Source organism: Neobacillus notoginsengisoli (assembly GCF_003515685.1).
GTDB lineage: Bacteria > Bacillota > Bacilli > Bacillales > Cytobacillaceae > Bacillus_D > Bacillus_D notoginsengisoli.
Map to the genome: position 1 here is coordinate 134,330 of NZ_QWEG01000008.1, position 25,146 is coordinate 159,475.

Sequence of the window (25,146 nt, forward strand, 5' to 3'; positions counted from 1 at the left end):
ACCGCAGCAGCAAAAAAGTGACTCTGCGGTCGAATAGGAGTGTTCTCAACGACCGCAGCAGCAAAAAAGTGACTCTGCGGTCGAATAGGAGCGTTCTCAACGCCCGTAGCGGCAAAAAGTTGATTCTGCGGTCGAATAGGAGTGTTCTCAACGACCGTAGCGGCAAAAAAATGATTCTGCGATCGAATAGGGGCGTTCTCAACGACCGCAGCGGCAAAAAAATGACTCTGCGGTCGAATAGGAGCGTTCTCAACGCCCGTAGCGGCAAAAAATGATTCTACGGTCGAATAGGGGCGTTCTCAACGACAGCACAAGTCGGATAAGATTTTTTGCAAAAAAAGCGCGCTGGCTTTTCGGCCGGCGCGTTCGTCTGTCTTACCTGTTATAGTTTCGCCTCTTGATTTTGGCGGTGAGATAGTGCGGTTTTTTTGAAATTGCGATGAGTGAGGTAATGAATGAGATTCCCAGTATGGTCGGGACAACCCATGCCAAATGATCGATTGGTTCCATGGTGATGACCTCCCCCTTATGATGTTATTTCCCTCTCTATTAGTCTTATACCCTCATTTTTTCAAAAGTAAACGTGGGCGGGACTTTTAATGATTTTGCAAAAGAACAAACAGTCCGTTTTTGAAATTTTTGCAAAAAATGTTACAAATATTTCTTTTATCGAAACTTTTTGTATTCTTACCCGTATACCTTACTGTAAAATAAAAGGGAAGACGACAATCGGGGGTGATGGCAAATGGAAACGATTAATGGTGTACCTATTGAAACGATTTATTTGTACAGCCTGATTATAGCCGGAGGACTGACACTGATTTACGTGCTGTTTAATGATGTGTTTTCGGCTTTGTTGGACAGTTTGGATTTTATGAACCCCGTCCTTTTATTTTCATTCATTACATTTTTGTCGGCTGGCGGGTTTATTTTTGAGAAGATGACGAGCATTTCTTCGCTGCTGATTCTTGTGATTTCCGCAGGAATCTCGGCGGTCCTTGTGACACTGCTGAATGTGTTCGTGCTTGTGCCGTTGTCGCAGGCGGAAGCGTCGCTTTCCTACAATGAGTCTGATTTGCGCGGGCGGATTGGGAAGGTGATTACGTCCATTCCTGCAGACGGATACGGCGAGGTGATGATTGACAGCATCAGCGGGCGGATTGCAAAACCTGCCGCAAGCTTCGACGGCGCTGAAATCAGTTCCGGCAAGGATGTGCTGATTGTTGATACAGCCAATGGAGTGCTTCAAGTCGCAGTAAAAGAGAAAATCGAAAACGAGTGGATCTAGGAGGAGATTAAATGATTGATATGATGTGGATTGTAGTGGGGATCGCGGTCTTTATCGTTGTAGCGCTTCTGGCTGTATTTGTCACGAAGTATAAGACGGCTGGCCCCGATGAGGCGTTGATTGTCACGGGCAGCATGCTTGGCAATAAAAATGTCCATGTAGATGAGTCAGGTAATAAAATCAAGATTATCCGCGGCGGCGGTACGTTTATTTTGCCAGTGTTCCAGCAGTCCCAGCCGCTCAGCTTATTGTCGAGCAAGCTTGAGGTAACGACTCCGGAAGTGTACACGGAGCAGGGTGTTCCGGTCATGGCGGACGGTGTCGCGATTATTAAAATCGGCGGTTCCATTTCCGAAATCGCGACCGCGGCCGAGCAGTTCCTCGGCAAAGCGAAGTCAGACCGCGAGAACGAAGCGAAGGAAGTCCTTGAAGGGCACCTCCGTTCGATCCTCGGTTCGATGACCGTTGAAGAAATTTATAAAAACCGTGACAAGTTCTCACAGGAAGTCCAGCGCGTCGCTTCCCAGGACCTTGCAAAAATGGGCCTCGTGATTGTTTCATTCACAATTAAAGATGTCCGTGACAAAAACGGATACCTCGACTCGCTTGGTAAACCGCGAATCGCCCAGGTTAAGCGCGATGCCGATATCGCAACGGCCGAGGCGGAAATGGAAACACGCGTCAAAAGGGCGGAAGCCGCGAAGGAAGCGAAGCGCGCCGAGCTTGAGCGCGCGACTGAAATCGCTGAAGCTGAAAAGGTTAATCAGCTGAAGGTCGCCGAATTCCGCGCCGAGCAGGACAGCGCGAAAGCCCGTGCCGACCAGGCATACGACCTTGAAACAGCCCGCTCAAAGCAGCAGGTAACCGAGCAGGAAATGCAAATCAAAATCATTGAGCGCCAGAAGCAAATCGAGCTTGAAGAAAAAGAAATCCAGCGCCGTGAGCGCCAATATGATTCAGAAGTCAAGAAGAAGGCAGACGCAGACCGTTACTCCGTTGAGCAAGCTGCCGCCGCTGAAAAGGCAAAGCAAATGGCTGAGGCTGAAGCAAACAAATACCGGATTGAAGCAATGGCAAAGGCAGAAGCCGAGCGCATCCGCCTCGACGGTCTTGCAAAAGCGGACGCCGTCAGGGCACAAGGTGAATCCGATGCGGAAATCATCCGCCTGAAAGGTCTTGCCGAAGCGGAAGCGAAGCAGAAGATCGCCGAAGCGTTCGAGCAGTTCGGCGAGGCAGCAGTAATGGACATGATCATGAAAATGCTTCCTGAATACGCGAAGCAGGTTGCCGCTCCACTTGCCAATATTGACAAAATTTCCATCGTCGACACTGGCGGCGGCGGTGCTGGCGGGGGCGCGAACCGCGTTACCGGCTATGCCACAAACTTGATGGCGGGCCTTCAGGAAACATTGAAGGCATCCAGCGGCATCGATTTGAAGGAACTAATCGAATCTTATGCAGGCAAGTCAAACGTACGCCAGAACGTCATCGAAACCGTCATGAAAGAGGAAAGCCAGAAGGAAACCGTGAAGTCTTAACGTGATGCAGGGGACGGTTCCAATGCTTCATTCGAGAGGCGAAATAAATTAAGAAGGAACCAACGGAGGACAAACTGCATACATTATAGAATCGAAGAGCCATTCCCGCTTTACTTTCGGGAGTGGCTTTTCTTTTTGGTGTTTTTCGTTACTGGGACAAATAAGAATTTGCCTGTACGCTGGCAGGCTTCAAGCTGACATTATTTTTAGCTGGCTTCACTTTTGGCACCGTCAAGATATATTGGTTAAACGGCAGTAATTGGATTATTTTTACCACGAGTATTGTCCCTAAAAGGACAAATGTAAATATGACTGGGAAAAGGGATGCCTTCCAAATATAACTGGGTGCTGTTGTTTGGAAACAATATAAAACAAAAGGGTGCACCAGGTAAATGGCCATTGATAATGATCCGATTTGGGTAAAGAATCGGCTTAGCCATTTTAATTTTCCTATTAGGTCTCCAATCCCGATCACAAACAATGTAATGATTGGAATGTTAATCATGTTCGTCGCCCTGTTTGACGGGATGGAGCCAACTGTTTTGTATTCCCATACGGCAGCAGCAGTGATTAGTAATACAGCGATACCTAAAATGTTTCTGTGCTTTTTGGAAAACGAAAAAATTATCTCCCAATAATTAGCTAAGAACCCGCCGAAAATGAAGAAGAAGATCCAGCTTGGCAAAAATGCGCGCTGGCTGAGAATGACACGCCAAATCCCCTCATACTGTCCGGGGGTGTAAAGCTTTAAAAAATATAGGTTTACAAGCACCGACAAGGCCAATAGAACCGGCCAGATTTTTTTACTCCTGACCCGTTGCAAAAGCGGAAACAGTAAATAAAATTGAAAAACAATCGACATAAAATAAAGATGATAGAAAAAATTGCCGAATGCAAAATTCACAAGAAATATTTTTTTACCGGATGCCAGCGGGTTTACCCCAAGGATCAAATAAGAAAACAATAAATAAAAGATACTCCAAAATAAAAAAGGCAAACCAATTTTGGTAAAACGGCTGGATATAAACCTTTTCAAATCGAAGCCCTTGAACCTTACTTGATAAAAAAGAAGAAATCCACTTATCAGAGCGAACATCGGAGTTCCGAAACGGCTGATTTGATTAATAAAAAGAGTAATTTCATTATATTTTTCGCCATGCTCGTAATAGAAGGCAGCTGAAACATGGACAAGAAGAACAAATAAGCAGCCAATGGCTCTTAAAATATGAATTTCGGAAAGATGTCTCCTATCAGTACTCATGATCTCACATCCCTGTCTGTAGTAGCGAAAGCTGTCTAAATTCCTAACTACTACATGGTAAAGGAAAGTCATTAGTAATTCCTCATTTGTAAAGGTATTTTAATAAAACTTTTTCATGGTGTAACAAAATAGCAATAATGTTACATCAGTATAATGTTTTAGCTTGGGAGAGCAAGCCGCCACTCCTCTTACCGGATTGTTCCGAGTTGGTTCTGTCTTAATTATTTCGCCTCTCGAATGAAGCAGTGGAACCGTCCCCTGCCTCACTTGAAACTCTGAAACTTGATGCTGCCTTACTGAAACTTGACGGTGGTCAATTTTTTATTGTGGGATGTGGTTTAGTATTGATGTTAGAAAGATAATGAATGGAGGAATTTATAATGAAAAAAGCAGTTTTTCAACTTGATACACTTACTTGTCCGTCATGCATTAAGAGGATTGAAACAGCGCTAAGCAAAACGGAGGGCGTCACTTCGGTAAAGGTGCTATTTAACTTAAGCAAGGTAAAGACAGAATTTAATGAAGGGCAAATCAGCGCGAGCGGGATTGAAGAAACGCTTAAGAAGTTGGGCTATCCGGTATTGTCGCAAAAGGTTTCGTAACAGGCTGTAATGAAAGATATGAATCACTTATGACAGAGAGAGAAAACCATAAATGGCTCACTCCGCGAACAGCACGGAAGCGGGCCATTTTTCATGCCATCCTGGTTGAGGGAGAGCCTCTTTACCGATCTAGGTCACGGAAACAAAACGAAAGGTTTTTATTTTGCCAAGGGGGGCTTGAAATTGAGAGCAAACTTGATTGGGGTCAATTACGGGGGCGGGGTTCTCCTTTATGATGAAGGAAAGAGAAAGGGAAGGGGTTTGAAGAATGGCGAAATATAAAAATAAGTTGACGGCGGCAGCGTTTTTGTTGATTGTGGCGGGGTTTGCGGCGGGCTGGTTTGGGTTCGCGGGGGTGAAGACGGCGGCGCTGGTGGTTGCGACGGTGCTGGCGGGGACGCCGATTTTCTTGAAGGCGGTCCAGTCGGTGCGGATGCGGGTGTTCAGCATTGATGTGCTGGTGACGATTGCGGTGGTTGGGGCGGTTTATTTGCAGGAGTTTACGGAGTCGTCGGTGGTGACGTTTCTGTTCTTGTTCGGCGATTTCCTTGAGGCGCGGACGCTGGAGAAGACGCGGTCCTCGCTCAGGAAGCTGGTTGATATGGCGCCGCAGGAAGCAACGGTGGTCCGGGATGGCGATGAGGTGACGGTGCCGGTGGAGGAGGTTGTGATCGGCGACCGGGTGATTATCCGGCCGGGCGGGAAGGTGCCGGTTGACGGGAGCATCGTGTCGGGGCAGGCGGATTTGAGTGAAGCTGCTGTGACCGGGGAAGCGGTGCCGGTTGGAAAGGCGCTTGGTGACGCGGTTTATAGCGGGACGATTGTCGACAATGGCTACATTGAGATTGTCGCGGAGAAGGTTGGAGATGACACGACTTTTGCAAAAATTATCGAGTTGGTCGAGGAGGCGCAGGAGTCGAAGTCGAAGGCCGAGAAGTTTCTTGATTCGTTTGCGGCTTATTATACGCCGGCGATCATGGTGCTGGCCGTCCTCGTGTTTATTGTGACGCGGGACTTGAAGCTGGCGATTACGTTCCTTGTCATTGCTTGTCCGGGCGCGCTCGTGATTGGGGCGCCGGTTTCAAGCGTCGCCGGGATTGGCAATGGCGCGAAGCATGGCGTCCTGATTAAGGGTGGGGAAATCATGGATACGTTATCAAAGGTTGATACGGTTGTTTTTGATAAAACGGGGACGTTGACGAAGGGGAAACCTGAAGTAACGGATGTGAAGGTTTTTGGCAAAATGAATGTGGAAGAGCTGCTGCGTTTGATTGGTACGGCTGAAACGATTTCCGAACACCACCTAGGCCGTGTGATTGTCAAGGAGGCGAAGGCACGAGATTTGGCATTGGGCGCCGAGGTTGAAAACGGTGAGGTGGTCAAGGGCCACGGCGTCCGCGCTGTTGTTGATGGGGTTGCGCTCGTGATCGGGAATCGCGCTTTGCTGGAGTTGGCGGGGGTTCCGCTTGCTGGTGAGGCCGCGGAGTATGCGGTTGAGCGTGAAAAAGCTGGCAACATGGCGGTTTTTGCAGCGGTGGACGGGGAGTTGGCGGGGATCATTTCGATTGCCGACCAGATTCGCGACGATGCTCGTGAGGCATTGGCTGAGCTGAGGAAGAATGGCGTCCGGAAAATGATTATGCTGACAGGCGATAACCGCCATACCGCTGAATTGGTTGCGGCCCAGCTCGGCATGGATGAGTTTGTCGCGGAGATGCTTCCGGAACAGAAGGCCGCCTTCGTGAAGCGGTTGAAGGACGAGGGGAGGGTCGTGGCGATGGCGGGCGATGGGATTAACGACGCGCCGGCGATTGCGACTGCCGATATCGGGCTTGCGATGGGCGAAGGCGGAACTGACATTTCGATGGAAACGGCCGGGGTCGTACTGATGGCCGACAAGCTCGGGCAGCTGTCACATGCCTACTCTTTGGCAAAAGCAACGATCCGCAACATGAAGCAAAACACGGCGTTTGCGATTGGGACGGCGGTGGTGCTGCTGATTGGCGTGTTGTACGGCTCGGTGCACCTTGCTTCCGGGATGTTCATTCACGAAGCGAGTGTCGTGCTCGTGATTTTGAACGCGATGCGGCTGATTCGGTTTGGAGCTGGTTCGCGGTTTTGGTTTCGTTTTGGCGGGAAGATAGCCGGTGGACGAGCGGGTGGAGTTGAGGCGGTTTCGCGGTAGGTTTCGTGGATAGGATTTGGATTTTGCCGCTGGAAGTGCGTTTTGCAACGGAGCGGGACTTCATTCGTTCGAATTGAAGGGAGATTCGTCGCGTATCGGGAGTCATTCGTCCGGATACGCGGGGGATTCGTCCAGGAAACGAGGAGGATTCGTCGGCAAACGAGGGGATTCGTCCAGAAACGCAGGCTATTCGTCCGGATTTCCACCTCATTCGTCCGCATCCGCTCCCTATTCAGCGAAAGCCGTTTAGGTTTAGGTGCCGGCTTCGCTTAGGCTGCAACAGCATATTCTCGCTGCCATATATATCCAACAGGGGTAAAGGGTGGACGCGGGCGAAGCGATAGGTGAAAATGAGGGAAAGAAATATGGAGAGTAAGAAATTTTGAAAGGAGGAACTGACATGGAATCGAGACAAGCTGCTAGCTGCAGCCATCTTACACATAAAGCGTGCGTTTCGCTCGTGCCGATCTTCAACCATTTGGAGGAGGCGCAAATGAACGAAATCATGGAGGTGGCGCGTTCGCTTTCGTTCAAAAAAGGGGAGCTGATTTATCAGGCGGGTGACACGTCTGATTCGCTTTACATCGTCAGCAAGGGGAAAATCAGGATTTATCGGCTGTCGGAGTCGGGCCGAGAGCAGCTTTTGCGAATCCTTTATACGGGTGAATTCACAGGCGAGCTTGCGTTGTTCAGCGAATCGGTCCACGAATCGTTTGCCGAAGCGATGGAGGAAACGCAGGTTTGCCTGATCAGGCGCCAGGATTTGCAGGCGTTTTTGCTGAAATACCCAACGATTTCATTGCGGATTCTTGGGGAATTCTCGAGCCGGCTCGCACAGTCGGAGAAGCAGAGCGCCCGGTTCGCAACCGAAAAAGTGGAGACGCGGATTGCGCTGTTCCTCGCGGAGTGTTTGGAATCGGACGGAACCTCTCAGGAAATCGTCCTGCCGATGAGCAAAAAAGACCTCGCTTCGTATCTCGGGACGACCCCCGAAACAATTTCCCGCAAACTCGGCGACCTCGAAGACGCCGGTTTGATACGGCAGAAACCGCGCCGGCAAATAGAAATCGTGGATTTGGATGGGCTGCTGCTGGTGTGAGAAGGATTTTAGTGCCTGGCACCATGGTGGGACGAAGAATGTCCCGCCATGGTGCCAGGCACTTTTGTGGAAAGTGAAAAAGGCATTCCGTAGCAGCGGAATGCCTTAGGTTTTATATAGCCGGCTTTTGTTAACGAACTGCCAGTCAAGGCGAATTGGTGCATGGTGAAGTGGAGGGGTAACTCCGCCGAAGGGGAGACGACGATAACGGGTTTTTTAAGTGAATGAACTGTCAGCCAAGGCGAATCAGTGAACAGGAAGTGGAAGCGATAACTCCGCCGCTGAGAAGACAACGATAATATGTTTCTTAGTGAATGAACTGCCAAACACGAGGAATCGGTGAGTAGACGGAAGGGGACTGGTCCTGCAAGAGAGAGGGAGGTGCTAGCAGTTTGCTAGATTTATCCGTAATATTTGTGGCGATAGCCGGACTTATTTCCGGTTTATCCGGAAATGACCCCATTTGAACTATTTCGCCTCCCGAATGAAGCGCTAGAACCGTCCCGCTGCTTATTTCGCCTCCCAAATGAAGCAGTAGAACCGTCCCCTGCCTCACTTTTAGGCAAAAAACTAAAAAAACAAAAACCCAAAACCAAAAACCAAAACTCAAAAAAGGCAAAAAAAAGTGGGCCCTGCGTCGCAGGCGCCCATATTATTAAAGGGAGGTTAATTAAGGGTAAAGCTAGATTGTTCAAACATGTGAAACTGGGTGAAACATTTGCAATTTAAGTTGCGTATTAGAGAATTCTGATTTGCCTTTTAGGTTCATTTGCTTTGTGCGCCACGGCCCCACCATGTGCATTCGGCGTATGTTCCTTTTGGCAATTCAGGATTGTATTCCTGAATTCTGAAGCTTGGTGAGTTTTTGTGCTCCCTTGCTACATCTTTATAATAGAAAATCGGAATGTAGAAGGTATGAAGAAGTTATGTGGTTTTTGTGAAGATGAAAATTGTTCAAATTTGGTTGGCGGTTAAAATGATATGATGGAAGTGTGGAAGGAGTGTACAGTTTATGGTGAAAATTTTGTTAGTCGATGATGAAAAAATGATTATAGAAGTGCTTGAGGCGTACCTCGTACGTGAAGGGTATGCGATTGAAACAGCTGATAACGGGATTGACGCGCTGAAGAAGGCGCGCACCGAAAATCCCGATTTAATCATATTGGATTTAATGCTGCCGGACATTTCCGGTGAAGAAGTGTGCAGGCTTGTGAGGAAGGAATCGGAAGTGCCGATCCTCATGCTGACGGCAAAATCTGGTGAGGACGACAAAATCAACGGAATTGTGATGGGGGCGGATGATTATGTGACCAAGCCGTTCTCGCCGCGTGAAGTTGTCGTCCGGGTCCAAGCCATTTTGCGCCGGGTAAAGAAGACCATCGATAATCCAGACAGGCTCGAATTCGAGGGCGGTCTTGCGATAGATACCGAGAAAAAAGAAGTGACGATGAATGGGGAGCTGATCAGCCTGACCCCGATTGAGTACAAGCTCCTGACGAATATGGCCGAAAACCCCGGCCGCGTCTACAGCAGGATGGACCTGCTCGAGAAAATCCAGGACGAAGGCATGTTTTACGAAGGCTACGAGCGCAGCGTCGACACGCATATTAAAAATCTGCGCAAAAAAATCGAGGCCGATTCGAGGCAGCCTCAATTCGTTGTAACTGTTTTCGGTATGGGCTATAAATTCGGGGGTATGCCGCATGCTTCAAACGCTAAGGGCTAAGCTTCTTTTTTACATCCTCCTCGTTTCCATGATCGGAATCGTGCTCGTCAGCCTATTTATCCAGTGGGGGTTTGACAAGAGCTTCAACAAATACCTTGAGCTGAACCGCGAGCATAAAATCGAGCGGGTCGTCAGCCAAGTAAAGGCGAAATACAAGCAGGAAGGCATTTATAGCGATTATACCATTTTAAGTTTGATGCATGAATATGCGCTGTCTGAGCAGCTATATTTTCATATTGAAGATGAAGCAGGCCGGACGCGCTTCAACACCGTTCAGCTCCGTGATGTGATGAACCGCGTTGGGGTGATCGTTCCGGAGAGTAGGGACGAATGGCAATCCAAGTCGTATGATTTAATAGATGACGGTCACTATTTTGGCAAAATCACCGCCATTTACCCGCAGGGATTCATTAAGGAAGAGTCTACTTTTTTGCAAACAATCCAGGTGTATATTTACGGGGCGGTTGCCCTGACAGTCATCATAGCAATATTGTTTTCTATGATTTTTTCAAAAACGCTGACGTCCGGGCTGAAGAAGCTCCAGTTCGCCGCCAACGAGCTGCAAAACCACAATCTTGGGATCCGCATCCCGCTGAGAGGCCTGCCCGACGAAGTGAAGCAGCTGGCGATTTCGTTTAACAGCCTAGCCGAATCGCTTTCAAAAGAAGAAATGCTCCGCAAGCAATTCACCGGCGACCTCGCGCACGAATTAAGGACGCCGCTCGCCACACTGCGCAGCCAAATTGAAGCATTCCAGGACGGCGTGTGGGAACCGACACCGCAACGACTCGAAGCAAGCCATGCTGAATTGATGCGTCTTGTCCGCCTTGTCAACGAGCTTGAGAAACTGCTCGCCGCGGAAAACCCGCAAATTCATTTGGAGATGACCCGGCTCGAGGCAGGTGCAATTTTGTCATCGTTATGGGAAATGTTCGTCCCGGCCTTTACGCGTAAAGGCGTTAAGTTGAACCACAGCCTGCCGGATAAAGAGGAATGGTTTATCGGCGACAAGGACAAGGTCATGCAAATCCTTTCCAACGTCATCAACAACGCGCTAAAATATACGCCGGAAGGGAAAGAGGTCACCATTTCTGTCACCGGCGTGAACGAATACTCAGTCGGTTTCATCATCCGCGACCAAGGCGCCGGCATGGCCGAAGACGACATCCCGCACATCTTCGAACGCTTCTACCGCGGCGACAAATCCCGTGACCGCAAAACCGGCGGCGCCGGCATCGGCCTATCCATCGTCAAAGCGCTCATGGACGCCCACAAAGGCAGCATCCAAGTCACAAGCAAATTGAACAAAGGCACCGCGTTCACGCTTTGGTTTCCGAGGGAGGAAGAGTGACGGGCGCGTGCGGATTAAGGATGAAGTCACTCCGGAATTGGAGTGGCTTTTATGCTGTTTTCAGTATCTCCTCAGAAATCCAATCTGCCTCTAATATGATTTTGATTGAAGAGAAGGATTCCCAACGACCGCAACAGTAAAAAATAAACTCTGCGGTCGAAGAGGAGCGTTGTCAACGACCGCACCAGTAAAAAAAATAGTTCTGCGGTCGAAGAGGAGCGTTCTCAACGACTGCAACAGTAAAAAAACAGTGCTGCGGTCGAAGAGGAACGTTCTTTACTCCTGCACTCGCAAAGTAGGATTTATAACGACGAATAAATGAATCATCCCTAGTCAATTGGAACAGAACTCCAACCAATTTATTCAAAATAAGTCCATCGGTTGCTATTAAACTTCTTAAAATTCCTCTCAAGTATCCCATGCACCCACTTTCCGGACACTATCCCCCCACACCACTCATAGATCCTGCTCGTGGTGAGTTTCTCACTAGGAAAAAGCCGCTTGAATTCAAAAACGGTGCGAAGAACGGCTGACTCCACTTTTTCTTCAAAGCCGCAAACCGTACAACCGAGCTTCTTCCCCGACAGCACCACAGAAAATGCTTGGCACTTCATACAATTCATGCCAGGTTTTATGTCTTCATAACAATAACGCGGTAATTGAGTATAAGGTGATTCTAAATAGTTTTGGGCACTTTGCGCTACCAATTTATCAGCGAGGGCTTTAAGTTTGCCGTTCATTCGATAAGGCGCCGTATTTAGTTTTTGCATATGCCTGTTAATCTGGGTTGGAAAAAGAATTGGAAGATCAAGAGGAGCTTGGTATAAGTAGAAATCGGGGTTGATGAAAACGACGCGACCTTCGATGGGGAGATTGAATCCTAAGCTGGCAAACAGCTGGCGGAGCAGAGACTCGGAGCGAGTTAGCTGATTGATTGGATTTTCAACCTCAGTTTTGGAAAGGAAATAAAATTTCTTGTCCTCGTAAAAATAATCGCCTGTAAAATTCTTCACTTCAAACTGGTGAACCCTTTCCGCAATGAGTAACGAATCAATCTGGAATGTTTTATTATTAAACTTCAGCAGTAAATCATTCAGCACAAGGCACTCGCATTCTAACTTTTCCGTGTACGCATCGAACATCACCTCTCCGTCATAGCCCTTCTTCTTGTTTAAATAGTACTGCCGCTTTCCGCTGTCCAGCGCCATACGCGCATTCAACGAGCCAAGCGTGAGCAGCTCATGATCTTCAGTCCGCGGTTTAAATAGCATAAGCCACAACCTTTCTCTTTTGGCAAAATAAAAATCAAAGTCGAAATAAATAAGGAACTCCATACCTTTTTGCAAAATAAAAACCAAGGCTCGAAACGATGACTGGCAACACCTCCGTCTTTTTTGCGAAAAAACATCCCTGCCTCACCAGTATACCTCACCCCACATCCTGGCAACTTCCCCGAATCCATCCGCCACAAAACGTTCAAATCCCCAAATCACAGAGGCTATGTTTCCAGCACTCCCCAATCAGAAGAGCCCCTTTCGCAGAAAGGAGCTCTTTTACGGGGTAGGCCGATATCATCCTACTCTCGCTGAACTTTCATTTTCGTGTTCCATAATTGCTTGATGGGCGACACAGAAATCCCGAAGAGAATGAGCAGGACACCAAGCCATTGAATCATTGAGACATATTCCTTCAATATAATAATGGAAGCAATGATGGCCGTGGGAAGCTCGGCACCTCCGAGAATCGTTGCCAGTCCTGAACCGGTTTTAGGTGACCCGATCGCAAAAAAGATGACGGGGATCGCCACTCCAAGCAAGCCTAGTAAAATACCATATTTCCATAATCCTTCAGACATGGACCCATTATATAAGAATGAAGGAGAAAAGCAGATCATCAACAATAACATCGCGCCTGTCGTCATGCTTAGTCCTCTTATGAGAAATGGGGCATCCGCTTCGACTCTGCCACTGCTAAAAATAAAGAAAGAAAATGTTACCGCGGACAATAGCCCGAAAATCGTTCCCTTCAGATTAAGTGCCGCATAACTGCTGCCGACCATGCCGCTCGCCAAAAATGTACCGATTAACAGAATGGCCACTGACACAATTTTTTCTCTGCTCGGAAAACGTTTATCGGCGATGCTTTCGAATAAAATTCCAATCCAGGTAAATTGAAATAAAAGGACAATTGCAATGGACGCCGGGATCATCTTCAGGGATATTCCGTAAAAAATCCCTGTAAAACTGGAACTTGTCCCGGCAAGGATCAAGATGACAACCTTCTTTAACGGGATTCGCTTTCTGGAAAACAGCAGGTTTAAGACGAGAAGCATTGCCCAGCCAAAAAAATATTGACTGCTGATCACTTCACCCACGGTAAAGCCGTCAATATAAGCAAGCTTGATGATGGCAGCAATCAAACCGTAACTGCATGCACCTAAAAAAACAAGTAGAGAATAGTGGTACGTTTTAAGCATATGAGCAACTCCCCAGTTCGTACAATAAGCAAGACCCACCCTTTTTATCAGAAATCAAAAAGAGTGGGTGAATGGAAAAATTATTTTTTCAAGCAGTCGAGAAACATCTTCAGAAACCTTTCATGGTCTACATCTGTACAGATGTTTACATTTGGTTCTTTCTTTAGGAGACCCCTGAAATCAACGATTGTCTGCCCATAGCTTAAATCGCTTTTTGTCTCCACATCGACATAATACTTTTCTGTTTTAACAAAACTCTTATCTAAAGCGACCCCAACAGCCAGCGGGTCATGCAGCGCGCAGCCATTTATTCCATACAGGCCGGCGGAAAAATTCCTGTAAATGCCTGTACTATTTTTGACAAAGTCAAAATACTTCGTGCCTTCGAGTTCATTGATATGTTCTTCCATCAGCATGACTTTCCGCGTCACATCGAGGCTGACCAAGGTCATCTCCAATCCTGAATGAAAGACGATTTTGGCGGATTCCGGGTCAGCAAAAATATTGAATTCGGATGTCGGCAGCGTATTTCCCCTGCCCGCTGATTCAACGATACCCCCCATGATCACGACATCCTTTACCCATTCAGCCAATCGCGGCTCTTTTCGGATCGCTAAAGCGAGATTGGTGAGCGGGCCTACCATAATGAGTGTCAGTTCGCCTTTATGCTTTTTCGCTTGCTCAATGATAAAGTCAGCAGCAAAGACCTCATTTTCAGGGATCTCCATATCAATATGATCAAGCGCGCCGCCAATTCCATCTTCCCCGTGAACACGGAACTCGTGGAACGGCTCTCTTAGGAGCGGACGGGAAGCACCTTTATATACAGTAATTTTATCATTTATCCCGATTAAATTTAACATCCGATTCGTATTGATGGTTACTTGTTCTAATGGGACATTCCCGGACACTGCGGTGATACCGAGGATATCAAGCTGCTCGCTCTGTACAGCATACAAAATGGCAAGGGCGTCATCCACACCAGTATCCACGTCGATAATGACCTTTTTCATATCAATCTCTCCTTTACACGTTCTTATTTTAGAAATAGGCTGTGTTTGTTATACGTGGCTGTTGATTTCCACTTCGGGCACCGCTTTCCGCGGGGAGTCAGTGGAGCCTCCTCGGCGCCTGTGGGGTCTCCACCTTGCCTCTTCATCCCGCAGGAGTCGGTGCCCTCCGTTCCAATCACCGTAGTTAAAAACCAACATTGTCTTTAACACAGCCTAGAAATAAATCCCCGCAATGGCACCGCTCATTAAGTTGGCTAATGAACCTGCAATTAATGCTCTAAAGGCAAGCGACTGAATCACGCGCTTTTGATTAGGAGCCATCGATGACAGCGCTCCCACCAAAATGCCAATTGAGCCGAGGTTGGCAAAGCCGCATAGTGTAAACGTGATGACCGCTTGAGCCTTCTGGGAGAAATCAGCCATTTGTCCCGCATAGGAACTGAAGGCGACGAATTCATTGAAAATCAATTTTTGGCCAATCAAGTTCCCGGCCATGACCGCTTCGCTCCAGGGAATCCCGATAATAAAGGCAAGCGGGGCAAATACATAACCAAAGATCACTTCCAGGGATAGATTTTCAAGCCCGATCAGGCCGCCAATCCCGCCTAGGATACCATTCGTAAACGCAACCAAGCCGAGAATCGCTATCAGCATAATCGCAACACCCATGGCAATTTTCGCTCCGTCAAAGGCACCATCCGTAATGACTTCAAGGATGTTTCTTTTCTTGTTCCCTTCTTCACTTTCAGTTGCCAGTTTTTTAAGATCGATTTCTGTCTTCTGTTCTGTTTCAGGCATTAATATTTTTGCCATGACAAGACCAGCCGGCGCGGACATGAAACTTGCAGCGATTAAATAATCGATCGATACGCCCATCGCAGCAAGTCCAATCATGACGGCCCCGGACACGGATGCCAGTCCTCCAACCATGACCGCAAAAATTTGCGATTTTGTCATATGGGCAAGATAAGGCTTAATGACAAGCGGCGCTTCAGACATCCCGACGAAAATATTGGCGGTTGCCGACATGGACTCAGTCTTGCTGACCTTTAAAACTCTCGAAATGAATCCACCGATAATCCGGACGAAAAATTGCATAACTCCCAAATGATATAAAAGCGAAATTAACGCTGATAAAAAGATGATAATTGCTAAAACCCGGACAGCGAAAACCGAACCGGCCGGCCCCGTCTTGTCAGCAAGACTGCCAAAGACGAAAGCGAGACCAACATCGCCATAGTGGATGACTTTGTTCACACCAGCTGAAGCTGTCTGCAATGCCTCCTGGCCTGCTTTGGACTTCAGGACGATAAAGCCGAAAAGAAGCTGTAGTATAAATCCTAAACCAACAGTACGAAAGTTAATAGCCTTCCTGTTTGCCGATACTAGATAAGCAATTGAAAATATGATTGAACACCCGATTAATCCCCAGAGAATATTCAATTTCGTTCACCTCACTGATGTAGTGTATTTTTGTAGTATTTTACGAAAACCAGATATTGCTAACGCTTACATTGCTTGCGCAAATAACTGTCTGAAAAACAGTCATCCGCTTTATGATCACCCCCTTATTTAATAAATGCTTCAACTTCTTTTCCAGTCGGCATGCCTGTTTGTGCTCCCAGCTTCGTTGTTGACAGGGCTGCAACTGCATTTCCGAATCGGCAAGCCTCCATGATCGGCAGGCTGTTGCTTAAGGCCACCGCCAATCCGCCGTTAAATGAATCACCTGCTCCAGTCGTATCGACAACGTTCACCTTATATGCCGGAATCGTTGACTCTTTGCCTCCTTGATATAAAGCGACCCCTTTACTGCCTTTTGTCAGGATGACTTTCTCTTGAAGTTCTTTTTTATCCAGCCCCTTTTGCAAAAGCTGAAATTCATGCTCATTCGGAGTCAGATAATCAACCTGCTCGATAAGATCTGCCGGAAGGTCCTGAATTGGCGCTGGATTAAGAATGACAGTAACACCGTTTTCTTTTGCAATTTCAACCGCTTTTCGGACACCCTCTAATGGGATTTCCAGCTGGAGAATTAAAATATCGCTTCCCGCGATAACATCCCGCTTTGTTTCCACGAATTCTGCTGTCACATGATTATTGGCTGCAGGTACGACAATGATTCTGTTATCTTGATTGGAAACAACGATTGTAGCAGTTCCTGTCATATCTGTAACCGGTTCCACATTACTTACATCAACACCTTGTTCACTCAAGTGCTGAAGAAGGTCCCTTCCAAAGCTATCCTGACCGACACATCCAATCATTTGGACATGCGCCCCAAGCCTTGCTGCTGCAACAGCCTGGTTGGCGCCCTTCCCTCCAGGGTTTATTTGGAACTGCTTTCCCTGGAGCGTTTCACCTTGCCTGGGTACATTGTCGGCAATTGTCACTAAATCCATATTGATGCTGCCGACAATGGTTATCACTGGCTTGTCGCCCATTTAAATTAAGCCTCCTTAAGTTGATTGCCTTTCAATCAGCTGAACATCCAACCGATAAATAGTCTGCTCTACTTGCTGCTGCTTGATCATCTCAACGAGCATTTTTGCTGCTTTTTCTCCCATTTCATAAATCGGCTGCGCGATGGTGGTCAATTCCGGTGTCGTTGCTTCCGAAAGGGTAATCCCGTCAAAGCCGACAATGGCAACATCCTCCGGCACCTTCTTGCCCAGCTTGTGCACTGCTTTTATGGCGCCGATCGCGCTAATATCGTTAGCTGCGAAAATCCCGTCAATTTCAGGGTGCAATTTCAAGAGCTTGATCGTTGCGTTGATGGAAGTCTTCATATCGTAATTCCCATAAGCGATATAGCTTTCTTTAAACCATGGCTCGCCGCCTACGACTTCCCGGTATCCTTCACATCGGTCGATGGCATTGCCAACTGAATGTGGGCCTCTTATATGGGCGATTCTCTTTCTGCCTTTTTCTTTTAAAAAGCTCACAGCCATTTTCGCACCTTTTTTATTTTCCACAATGATGCTTGGCAGCCCCTTGGCAATTTCACGGTCCATGCTGACAATAGGCATTTTAAATTCTTTGACACGCTCTGCACTTAGGGTGTTCGATGAAACGATCAAACCATCAACATACTTCTGCATCATCATTTCCAGATAGCTTTGTTCTTTATCTGTATCTTCATCGGAGTTGCAAAGGATTACGGTATATCCCAGCTCGGCTAATGTGTCTTCCACAGCCCTGGCCAATTCCGGAAAGAATGGGTTCATGATATCCGGGACCATTAAGCCAATCGTTTTCGACTGTTTATTAAACAGGCTCCTCGCTACCGCATTCGGCTTGTAGTTTAAATCCTTGATCGCCTGCTGTACCTTTTTCCTCGATTCTTCACTTACATACCCTTTATCATTCAATACTCGGGAAACGGTAGCCACCGAAACGCCCGCTCGTCCCGCAACATCTTTAATTGACGCCAATCTGATCACTCCCAGGTATCAATCTGTAACCGGTTACACAGAGTTTAACTTTTTCAGTTTTAAAAGTCAATAAAAAATTTATTCACCGATTCATAGGAAATGAAACGACTTGGACAATGAATCAATCTTCTGATTAAAAGTAGCGGCATGAAGTAAGGGAGTTGCAGCTGAATGGATTTGGCCGAAATCAGTCAGTGGTTCCTGATTCCAGCCTATTTTTAAACTTTATTTTACAGTGCCGTCTTGTTTGGAAAGCTTGTTTTATCCCGTCACTTATTTGAGCAAATTGATACTCGTAATAATAATCGGCATGGCAAATACATCGATAAGGAAAGCTCCCACGATTGGGACAATGAGGAAGGCTTTCCTCGAAGGGCCAAATTGGCCGGTAATGGCTGACATATTCGCCATCGCATTCGGAGTCGCTCCCAACCCGTGTCCGGTAAATCCGGCTACCATGACGGCTGCATCATAATCTTTCCCAAGCAACCGGAATAAAACAAATACACCCAAAAGGACAATAAAAACAACTTGTGCAAAGACAATGACAAACATCGGCAAGGCCAGATCGGCCAGTTCCCATAATTTAATACTCATTAATGCCATTGACAGGAAAATTCCGAGTGTGATGTCACCTATGAGATTAATGCCGTTCATATTCACGATTTCCTCGTTTACCCGGTCAAGGATGTTTCTGACAATCACGGCAACAAACATGGCCCCCACATAGCTTGGAAGCACAAAGCCGGTTGTCTTTGAAAAAAGCTCACCCAAATAAGAACCAAAGGCCATGCAAAAAGTAATGATGAGGACTTGGACCATAAAGTTTTGCGAGTTGACTTCACTGGAAGAAGGAATACCATTTTCATTTTCATCCGCAATTTCCTCTTTAACCTCTATTTCATTAGGCTTCAATTTATATTTGGTGATTAAGTATTTTACTGTCGGGCCTCCAACCAGCCCGCCGGCAATCAGGCCGAACGTTGAGGCAGCAAGTCCAACCGATAATGCTGAGTCGACGCCTAATTCCTCGAGTGTTCCCCCAAAGGCAGTCGCTGCTCCATGGCCGCCTTCCATCGAGACAGCTCCCATCATCACACCAAGTAAAGGCTCCAAACCAAGGACTGTGGCGAGTGATATCCCGATCACACTCTGGGCAAGCGCTAAAAACCCGCAAGCAAGCCAGTAAATAATTAGTAACTTCCCGCCCAGCCTGACGAGCTGAAAGCTTGCTCCCAAACCTACTGTTGTAAAAAATGCCAGCATGAACAGGCTTTGAAGTGAGGTATCCAAGGTAATGTCCAACATTCCCGTCTGTCTAGAAATGGTAACAAGGATGGCGAATAACAATCCGCCGACAACAGGTGCCGGAATGCAGAATCGTTTTAAAATAGTAAGATTTTTAATGAGCCAGCCGCCGGCTAAAAGCAATGCTACAGCTAAAAACAAAGTTGTGATTTGATCAAGTTCCCAATTCATCTTCTACCCCCAAATTCTATTTTTTTGAATGAAAGTGGATAAGTGCCTCGTTTAGTAAATGGGCCGCCACTGTAACTGTTTTATTATTTTCATCTAAGGAGGGGTTCACTTCGGAAATATCGAAAGAAAGGATTTTCCCGCTAGACACAATATGCCTGATCAAGGCACGGACCACTTTCGGTTCAAGCCCAAATGGAGATGGCGCGCTGACACCTGGTGCATAGGCCGAATTGATTGCATCTGTACATAGCGTGAGAATTGCATAATCATGCCGGCTCATAAACTCGTCAAGCTGCTGCTTCACTGTTTCAAGCCGAGGCATCGATAAATCTTCTTCCAAAATGTAGTCAACTTGATGTTTTTTTGCTTCCACAAACAGTGCCCTTGTGTTGCCCTGCTGTTGAATCCCGGCAACAAAATAGCCGCAATTCCGGTCATGATCTAAAATTTGTTTAAACATCGTGCCCGAGGAAGTTTCTTCTTCATAAGGCCTCATGTCAAAATGAGCGTCGATATTGATAATTCCTAGGCTGGCTTCTGGGCCGATATGCTGCCGGGCACCAATGTAATGCCCATATAAGGTCTCATGTCCACCGCCAAGAATGATTGGAAATGCTCCTTTTTCCAATAACAGAGTGACGGCGTTTCCCAATTCCTGCTGGGCATCCTCCATTTGTGTGCTTTCACATTTTACATCCCCTGCATCTAATACCTCAGTTTCAGCCGGCAGATGCCAGGGCAATTTAGCTAACGCCAGCCTAATATGATCGGGGGCCTCTGCAGCACCGATTCTGCCTTTATTTCTTTTCACCCCTTCATCACATTTAAAGCCGATGATACTCATAACCTTTGTTGCGTTTACATTCGTTACCAGATCGGAAGGCTTAGTCAACTTGATTTGTTGATGGTAACGAAAGCTTAACAGATCAGTTTGGGAGTCAGTTCTTCCTTGCCAATGATTGAATGATGGATTAATTAACATGGCTCCTCCTTATAATTTGCTTTTAAAAAATTATAATTTCGTTAATATATAATAGCCAATACCTATATTTGATAAATCAATAGCTTAAAGCTATAAATAAGGAGAAATTGACTATGGATTTACGTAAGCTTCACTATTTTATCACCGTTGCTCAAGAAAAAAACTATTCAAGAGCTGCGAAAATATTGCACATCTCTCAGCCTTCTCTCAGCAATGCAATTATCAAACTTGAGGAGGAAACAGGGTGCCAACTGCTGGAGCGGAATACCCGCGGGCTTGAGCTCACAGAAACAGGAAGCATATTTTATATGCGGTCAGTGGAGCTGCTGACCAAATTCAACAATATGCTTAAAGAACTTGAAGAAATGAAACAAATTGGCAGCGGCACCATCTCGGTCGGAATGATCGAGTCAGCTAAATTCTGGTTCCCTAAGGTAATAAATCGCTTTAAAGCGGACTACGCCAATGTCCATTTCCGTTTTAATGAAATCCTTGGCCAAGAAAAAGTAATCGAGTCACTTAAGCAATTTGACGTTCATTTCACGATAACCAATCAGCCAATTAAAAATGAACAGATTATACTGACCCCCATTTACAACGAAAAGCTCGTTCTCGTGACCCGTGCAGACGATAAATTAGCCCTGAGAAACTCGATCACTCTCCATGACCTTCAAGAAAAAGAACTGATTATCAGTGCAGCCGGCTTCCAGACAAGAAAAGATGTCTTAACCGCTTTTAAAAAGGAAAATGCCACTCCGAATATTTTTTATGAAATCGAGCGGTTTGAAACAGCATGCAGTCTGGTGGAACAAGGACTGGGTATCACTATTATTCCTGAAAGCTATGTGAAATACTCAGCGAACCCTTCTCTTAAAGCCCATTCAATTGAGTCAGAGCACCTAGAGCGAACCGTCTATTTGGCTTACTTGAAAGGCCGTTATCTATCTCCTGCCGTCCATCGGTTATTTGAAGAAATAAAGATTTTTTTCAAAAATAACCAAGTAGGATGAACATTTTGATTTCCGCTTAGCATTTTTGATCAAACCCGGTTTATCCCCATCCTAAGCCTGTTTTTATCCACAAACCCACAGCTATATGCACTTATCCACAGAATATTTCCACAAAACAGAAAACCACTCTGGCGATCCAGAGTGGTATCCACAAAAGAGCTATACTTAATGCTTAATTATCCACAAGAGATTTTTTTTGCAAGGAAGATTTTCTGTCACTGACGACAGTGGTTTTCGTTACCCGCTCCTTTTTCACCGGCACCAGCACTTCCGAGCGGACTGCCTTCAGGAAGGATGTGCCCATCAGAATAATCACGATGGCAAAGGGGAGGGCGGCGATGATGAGCATATTTTGCAAGCCTTGCGTTCCTCCAAAGTAAACAACAGCAGCCGCCATGGCCGACTGGATGAGCCCCCAGGCGATTTTGACGGAGTTGCTCGGGTTGAGAAGTCCATCTGTGCTCAGCATACCAAGGACAAAGGTCGCGGAGTCCGCGGATGTGATAAAGAAAATCGCGATCACGAACACGGTCAAGAATGACATAAATGTTCCAAGCGGGTACTCGGCCAGCACGCCAAACGTTGACGTTTCAAGGGAAAACTCGGAAATTGCCGCGATCCCTAACTGCTCGAGACGCAACGCGGAGACCCCAAAGACAGCGAAAAAGATGAAGCAGACGAGCGATGGCAAAAACAACACGCCGAATAAAAACTCCTTCACCGTCCGGCCTTTTGAAATCCGTGCGATAAAAATGCCAACGAAAGGCGCCCAGGAAATCCACCAGGCCCAATAGAAAATCGTCCAGCCGTTAATCCAGTTTCGCCCTTCTTTATCGAGCGGGGCAAGGCGCAGGCTCATTTCAAAAAAGTCCGAGATATAGCTGCCTAAAGTATTTGTAAACATGTTTAAGATGTACATGGTCGGGCCGGCAAAAAAGAGCAGACCGACGAGAACCGCGGCCAAACCCATATTGATGTTGCTCAATAACTTAATGCCCTTGCCGATTCCGGACCACGCGGACCAGATGAACAGGAAGGTGGAAACGGCAAGTACAATCAGCTGGATACTGAAGGCGTTTGGCGTTCCGATTAGAAAATGCAGGCCGCCCGTGATTTGCGCTGACCCGAAACCGAGCGTCGCCGCAACACCAATGACGGTTGCAAAAACCGCTAGGACATCAATCCATTTACCGAGCGGACCCCGCATCCGCTCCTCGCCGAACAGTGGAACGAGTGTCGCGCTGATGAGCCCTGGTGCGCCGCGATTGAATTTGAAATAGGCGAGAACGAGTCCGACGATGCCATAGACGGCCCACGCATGGACGCCCCAGTGGAAAAACGAGTATTTCAACGCATCCTTGACAGCTTCAGCAGACCCTTCTTTTGCCAGAGGGCTGCTCATGAAGGCATGCGAAATGGGCTCGGCCGTCGTCCAAAAGACCAAGCCCATTCCCATCCCGGCGCTGAACAGCATCGCGAACCAGGAAGACCGGCTGAACTCCGGGACATCATCCGGCTTTCCAAGCTTGACATCGCCGAAACGGGAGAACATCAAGTAAATGCAAAAAACGAGGATGGCCAGGACGAGAAGCAAATAAAACCACCCAAAATCCTTATAAATATGTGCAGTTAACTGCGAAGTAATCGAACTTAAATTTCGGGGCGCGAGAACTCCCCAGATGACGACAATTAACGAAATACCTAAAGCATACCAAAAAACTTCTGTTGCTTTCCTCATGATTCGCTCCTTCAAGTTTGTAGGGGTTACTAAACGTTACAAGTACCCAATGGGAAAAGGAGCTAAACCTGTTTTGCAAAAAAGATAGGAAATTGGAGGGCTTTTCAATCGTGGATGCAGTGGGAAAGTCTGCGTGATTTATTAAACATAGCAAAAAAACCCCACTCGGTAAGCGGGGCGGGGAACAGGCAAGAAATCAACTTATATACTATATCTCTTCCAAACTTCCAAAAACTCTCCGGCTGCCTCGTTGGGCTCATCCAGCACATCTCGTGTCGGACCGGCTTGTTTGATTTCGCCGCCGGCCATGATGGCGAGGCGGGAGGTAAGGAATTTGATTTCGGCGAGATCGTGGCTGATGAACATGGCGGTCGTGCCAGCGTCTGCAAAAATACCCCTGAAATCCTCCATCAGTTTGATTTTCGTCGGGAAGTCGAGAGCTGAGAACGGCTCGTCCAAAAAGAGGATTTCAGGTTCAATGATCATCGCTCTTGCAAGCGAGACGCGCTGGGCTTCGCCGCCGGAAAGGAAGCGAGCGTTTTTTCGGGCAAGGTGGCTAATTTGGAACCGGTCCATCCACATTTCGACCCGTCGCCAAATTTCAGCGCGTGGCACTTTGCGTAGTTTCAGTCCGACCGCGATGTTTTGCATGACAAGTGTATCGAGCAGAAGCGGCTGCTGGAGGGCGATCGAAAACTTCCTTCTCAGTTCGAGCGGTGCGCCGCCGTTCGGAACGGCAGCGCCCCGGTAGGAAATCGTCCCATCCGCAGGCGATTCCAGAAAGGACGCGATTTTGAGAAACGTACTTTTTCCGGCGCCGTTGGGTCCCATCAAACCGAGAAACTCGCCCTCGAAGATTGAAAACTCGGGGATATCCAACACTTTTCTTTTGCCAAAATAATGCTTGATAGTGTGAAAGTGCAAGTACGGGTTCATAGCGGTCGCTTCCTTTGCTGAAGGGTGGTAAGGAAAAATGTGATCATGAATGCCAGGGTCATCAGAATGAATGATAGGGCGATGGCGACGTCGAAGTTGCCTTTCGAGACTTCCATGACGATTGTTGTGGTCAAGATGCGCGTGTCACCTTTGATATTGCCGCCGACCATCATCGCGGCGCCAACTTCAGCGATGACGCGGCCAAAGCCTGCCATTACCGCGGCGAGGATGGCGATTTTCGCTTCTTTCAGCAGGAGCCAAAGCGATTGCATCTTTGTCGCGCCGAGTGCTTTGATTTGCAAAAAAAGTTTCGGGTCAAGCCCTTGGAACGCCGATGCTGTCAGGCCGGTAACGATTGGCAGTGAGACAAGGATTTGCGCAAGGACGATCGCGGTCGGCGAATAGAGGAGTGACAAGTCGCCGAGCGGTCCGGAGCGCCAGAGCATGATGGTAATGGTGAGGCCGGCAACAACAGGTGGAAGACCCATGCCGATGTTGACGAATACCATTAAGAGGCTTCTGCCCGGGAAACGGGTCAGGCCGACGAGCATCCCGAACGGAATCCCGATCAGCGTGCTGATGAGAATCGACAGGAAACACACCTGGAGCGTCAGCAAGGTAATCTCAAGGATTTCCCTGTCGCCAGACAAAATCATCTCTATCGCTTTTTGAAATCCATCTATGATCAAATCCATCGCAGCCAGGCCTTTCTGTATGTACTAAGTGAGTTTTTGCAAAAGGAAAATCGGTGAAACGGGTTGGATTGTCCGGCCAGTCGACCGGACCGGCGTGATTCGTCCGGATCAAGCGTTGATTCGTCCAGAACGGACGGTGATTCGTCCGAATCAGGCGGACATTCGTCCGGGCCGGCATGATTCGTCTAGAACGGGCGGTGTTTCGTCCAGATAAGCTACTCATTCGTCCCAATCAGGGACTCATTCGGCCGCTCCAGCAATTCAAACAGCCGAGCCACCAGGCATCCCGCCAACTATTCTGATTGTCTATTATAATTAAACTATACCACGTGA

At 47.4% G+C, this 25,146-nt stretch carries 22 protein-coding genes; 9 read left to right on the top strand and 13 right to left on the bottom strand.

Annotation, left to right across the window (positions count from 1 at the left end):
- Window positions 1–375: 375 nt before the first annotated feature.
- A complete protein-coding gene (locus D1B31_RS25040) occupies window positions 376–510 on the bottom strand; it encodes a hypothetical protein (protein WP_275670721.1) in 135 nt (44 codons plus the stop codon).
- Window positions 511–745: 235 nt separating this feature from the next.
- Here D1B31_RS25040 and D1B31_RS13560 point away from each other — a divergent pair, with 235 nt between their 5' ends.
- Window positions 746–1,288 (top strand): NfeD family membrane protein, encoded by a 543-nt coding sequence (locus D1B31_RS13560; protein ID WP_118921322.1) that lies wholly within the window; start codon window positions 746–748, stop codon window positions 1,286–1,288.
- A gap of 11 nt (window positions 1,289–1,299) precedes the next feature.
- A complete protein-coding gene (locus D1B31_RS13565; RefSeq protein WP_118921323.1) occupies window positions 1,300–2,826 on the top strand; it encodes a flotillin family protein in 1,527 nt (508 codons plus the stop codon).
- A 148-nt stretch (window positions 2,827–2,974) separates the two neighbouring features.
- On the opposite strand, the gene D1B31_RS13570 is transcribed toward D1B31_RS13565, so the two are convergent.
- A complete protein-coding gene (locus D1B31_RS13570) occupies window positions 2,975–4,087 on the bottom strand; it encodes an acyltransferase (protein WP_118921324.1) in 1,113 nt (370 codons plus the stop codon).
- A 380-nt stretch (window positions 4,088–4,467) separates the two neighbouring features.
- Between D1B31_RS13570 and D1B31_RS13575 the strand changes: the two genes are divergently transcribed.
- The 5 genes from D1B31_RS13575 to D1B31_RS13605 all read left to right on the top strand — a co-directional run bounded on the left by D1B31_RS13575 (window position 4,468) and on the right by D1B31_RS13605 (window position 11,050).
- Entirely contained in the window at window positions 4,468–4,689 is a 222-nt protein-coding gene (locus tag D1B31_RS13575) for a heavy-metal-associated domain-containing protein (protein WP_118921325.1), read from the top strand.
- Window positions 4,690–4,957: 268 nt separating this feature from the next.
- Window positions 4,958–6,874 carry a heavy metal translocating P-type ATPase gene (locus D1B31_RS13585; protein ID WP_118921327.1) on the top strand — a complete coding sequence of 639 codons (1,917 nt, stop codon included), beginning with the start codon at window positions 4,958–4,960 and terminating at the stop codon, window positions 6,872–6,874.
- Window positions 6,875–7,274: 400 nt separating this feature from the next.
- On the top strand, window positions 7,275–7,973 hold the full coding sequence (locus tag D1B31_RS13590; protein ID WP_118921328.1) for a Crp/Fnr family transcriptional regulator: 699 nt from the start codon (window positions 7,275–7,277) through the stop codon (window positions 7,971–7,973).
- Between the two features lie 1,012 nt (window positions 7,974–8,985).
- Window positions 8,986–9,699 carry a response regulator transcription factor gene (locus D1B31_RS13600; RefSeq protein WP_118921330.1) on the top strand — a complete coding sequence of 238 codons (714 nt, stop codon included), beginning with the start codon at window positions 8,986–8,988 and terminating at the stop codon, window positions 9,697–9,699.
- Window positions 9,677–11,050, top strand: coding sequence for a HAMP domain-containing sensor histidine kinase (locus tag D1B31_RS13605; protein WP_118921331.1), 1,374 nt, complete (start codon window positions 9,677–9,679; stop codon window positions 11,048–11,050). The genes D1B31_RS13600 and D1B31_RS13605 overlap by 23 nt, the downstream gene beginning before the upstream one ends.
- Window positions 11,051–11,409: 359 nt before the next feature.
- Here the strand turns inward: D1B31_RS13605 and D1B31_RS13610 are convergent, their stop codons facing one another.
- From D1B31_RS13610 to hutG, 8 genes are all read right to left on the bottom strand, one after another.
- Complete coding sequence (locus D1B31_RS13610; RefSeq protein WP_240035266.1) at window positions 11,410–12,396, bottom strand: nuclease-related domain-containing protein; 987 nt, start codon at window positions 12,394–12,396, stop codon at window positions 11,410–11,412.
- Window positions 12,397–12,626: 230 nt separating this feature from the next.
- Entirely contained in the window at window positions 12,627–13,526 is a 900-nt protein-coding gene (locus D1B31_RS13615; protein ID WP_118921332.1) for an EamA family transporter, read from the bottom strand.
- An 80-nt stretch (window positions 13,527–13,606) separates the two neighbouring features.
- Window positions 13,607–14,539: a nucleoside hydrolase gene (locus tag D1B31_RS13620; RefSeq protein ID WP_118921333.1), complete on the bottom strand. Its 933-nt coding sequence runs from the start codon at window positions 14,537–14,539 to the stop codon at window positions 13,607–13,609.
- Between the two features lie 213 nt (window positions 14,540–14,752).
- Window positions 14,753–15,982: a NupC/NupG family nucleoside CNT transporter gene (locus D1B31_RS13625; protein WP_118921334.1), complete on the bottom strand. Its 1,230-nt coding sequence runs from the start codon at window positions 15,980–15,982 to the stop codon at window positions 14,753–14,755.
- Window positions 15,983–16,107: 125 nt separating this feature from the next.
- On the bottom strand, window positions 16,108–16,983 hold the full coding sequence (gene rbsK, locus D1B31_RS13630; RefSeq protein ID WP_118921335.1) for a ribokinase: 876 nt from the start codon (window positions 16,981–16,983) through the stop codon (window positions 16,108–16,110).
- Between the two features lie 15 nt (window positions 16,984–16,998).
- Window positions 16,999–17,973, bottom strand: coding sequence for a LacI family DNA-binding transcriptional regulator (locus D1B31_RS13635; protein ID WP_118921336.1), 975 nt, complete (start codon window positions 17,971–17,973; stop codon window positions 16,999–17,001).
- A gap of 273 nt (window positions 17,974–18,246) precedes the next feature.
- Complete coding sequence (gene gltS, locus D1B31_RS13640) at window positions 18,247–19,452, bottom strand: sodium/glutamate symporter (protein ID WP_118921337.1); 1,206 nt, start codon at window positions 19,450–19,452, stop codon at window positions 18,247–18,249.
- Window positions 19,453–19,468: 16 nt separating this feature from the next.
- Entirely contained in the window at window positions 19,469–20,434 is a 966-nt protein-coding gene (gene hutG, locus D1B31_RS13645; protein WP_118921338.1) for a formimidoylglutamase, read from the bottom strand.
- A gap of 113 nt (window positions 20,435–20,547) precedes the next feature.
- Here hutG and D1B31_RS13650 point away from each other — a divergent pair, with 113 nt between their 5' ends.
- A complete protein-coding gene (locus tag D1B31_RS13650) occupies window positions 20,548–21,444 on the top strand; it encodes a LysR family transcriptional regulator (protein ID WP_118921339.1) in 897 nt (298 codons plus the stop codon).
- A gap of 172 nt (window positions 21,445–21,616) precedes the next feature.
- Here D1B31_RS13650 and D1B31_RS13655 read toward each other — a convergent pair whose 3' ends face one another.
- The 3 genes from D1B31_RS13655 to D1B31_RS13665 all read right to left on the bottom strand — a co-directional run bounded on the left by D1B31_RS13655 (window position 21,617) and on the right by D1B31_RS13665 (window position 24,813).
- Window positions 21,617–23,182, bottom strand: coding sequence for a BCCT family transporter (locus D1B31_RS13655; RefSeq protein WP_118921340.1), 1,566 nt, complete (start codon window positions 23,180–23,182; stop codon window positions 21,617–21,619).
- Window positions 23,183–23,383: 201 nt separating this feature from the next.
- A complete protein-coding gene (locus tag D1B31_RS13660) occupies window positions 23,384–24,106 on the bottom strand; it encodes an ATP-binding cassette domain-containing protein (protein ID WP_240035267.1) in 723 nt (240 codons plus the stop codon).
- A gap of 8 nt (window positions 24,107–24,114) precedes the next feature.
- Complete coding sequence (locus tag D1B31_RS13665) at window positions 24,115–24,813, bottom strand: ABC transporter permease (RefSeq protein ID WP_118921342.1); 699 nt, start codon at window positions 24,811–24,813, stop codon at window positions 24,115–24,117.
- Between the two features lie 28 nt (window positions 24,814–24,841).
- Here D1B31_RS13665 and D1B31_RS23885 point away from each other — a divergent pair, with 28 nt between their 5' ends.
- Window positions 24,842–25,027 (top strand): hypothetical protein, encoded by a 186-nt coding sequence (locus tag D1B31_RS23885; protein WP_142922591.1) that lies wholly within the window; start codon window positions 24,842–24,844, stop codon window positions 25,025–25,027.
- The last annotated feature ends 119 nt before the right edge of the window (window positions 25,028–25,146 follow it).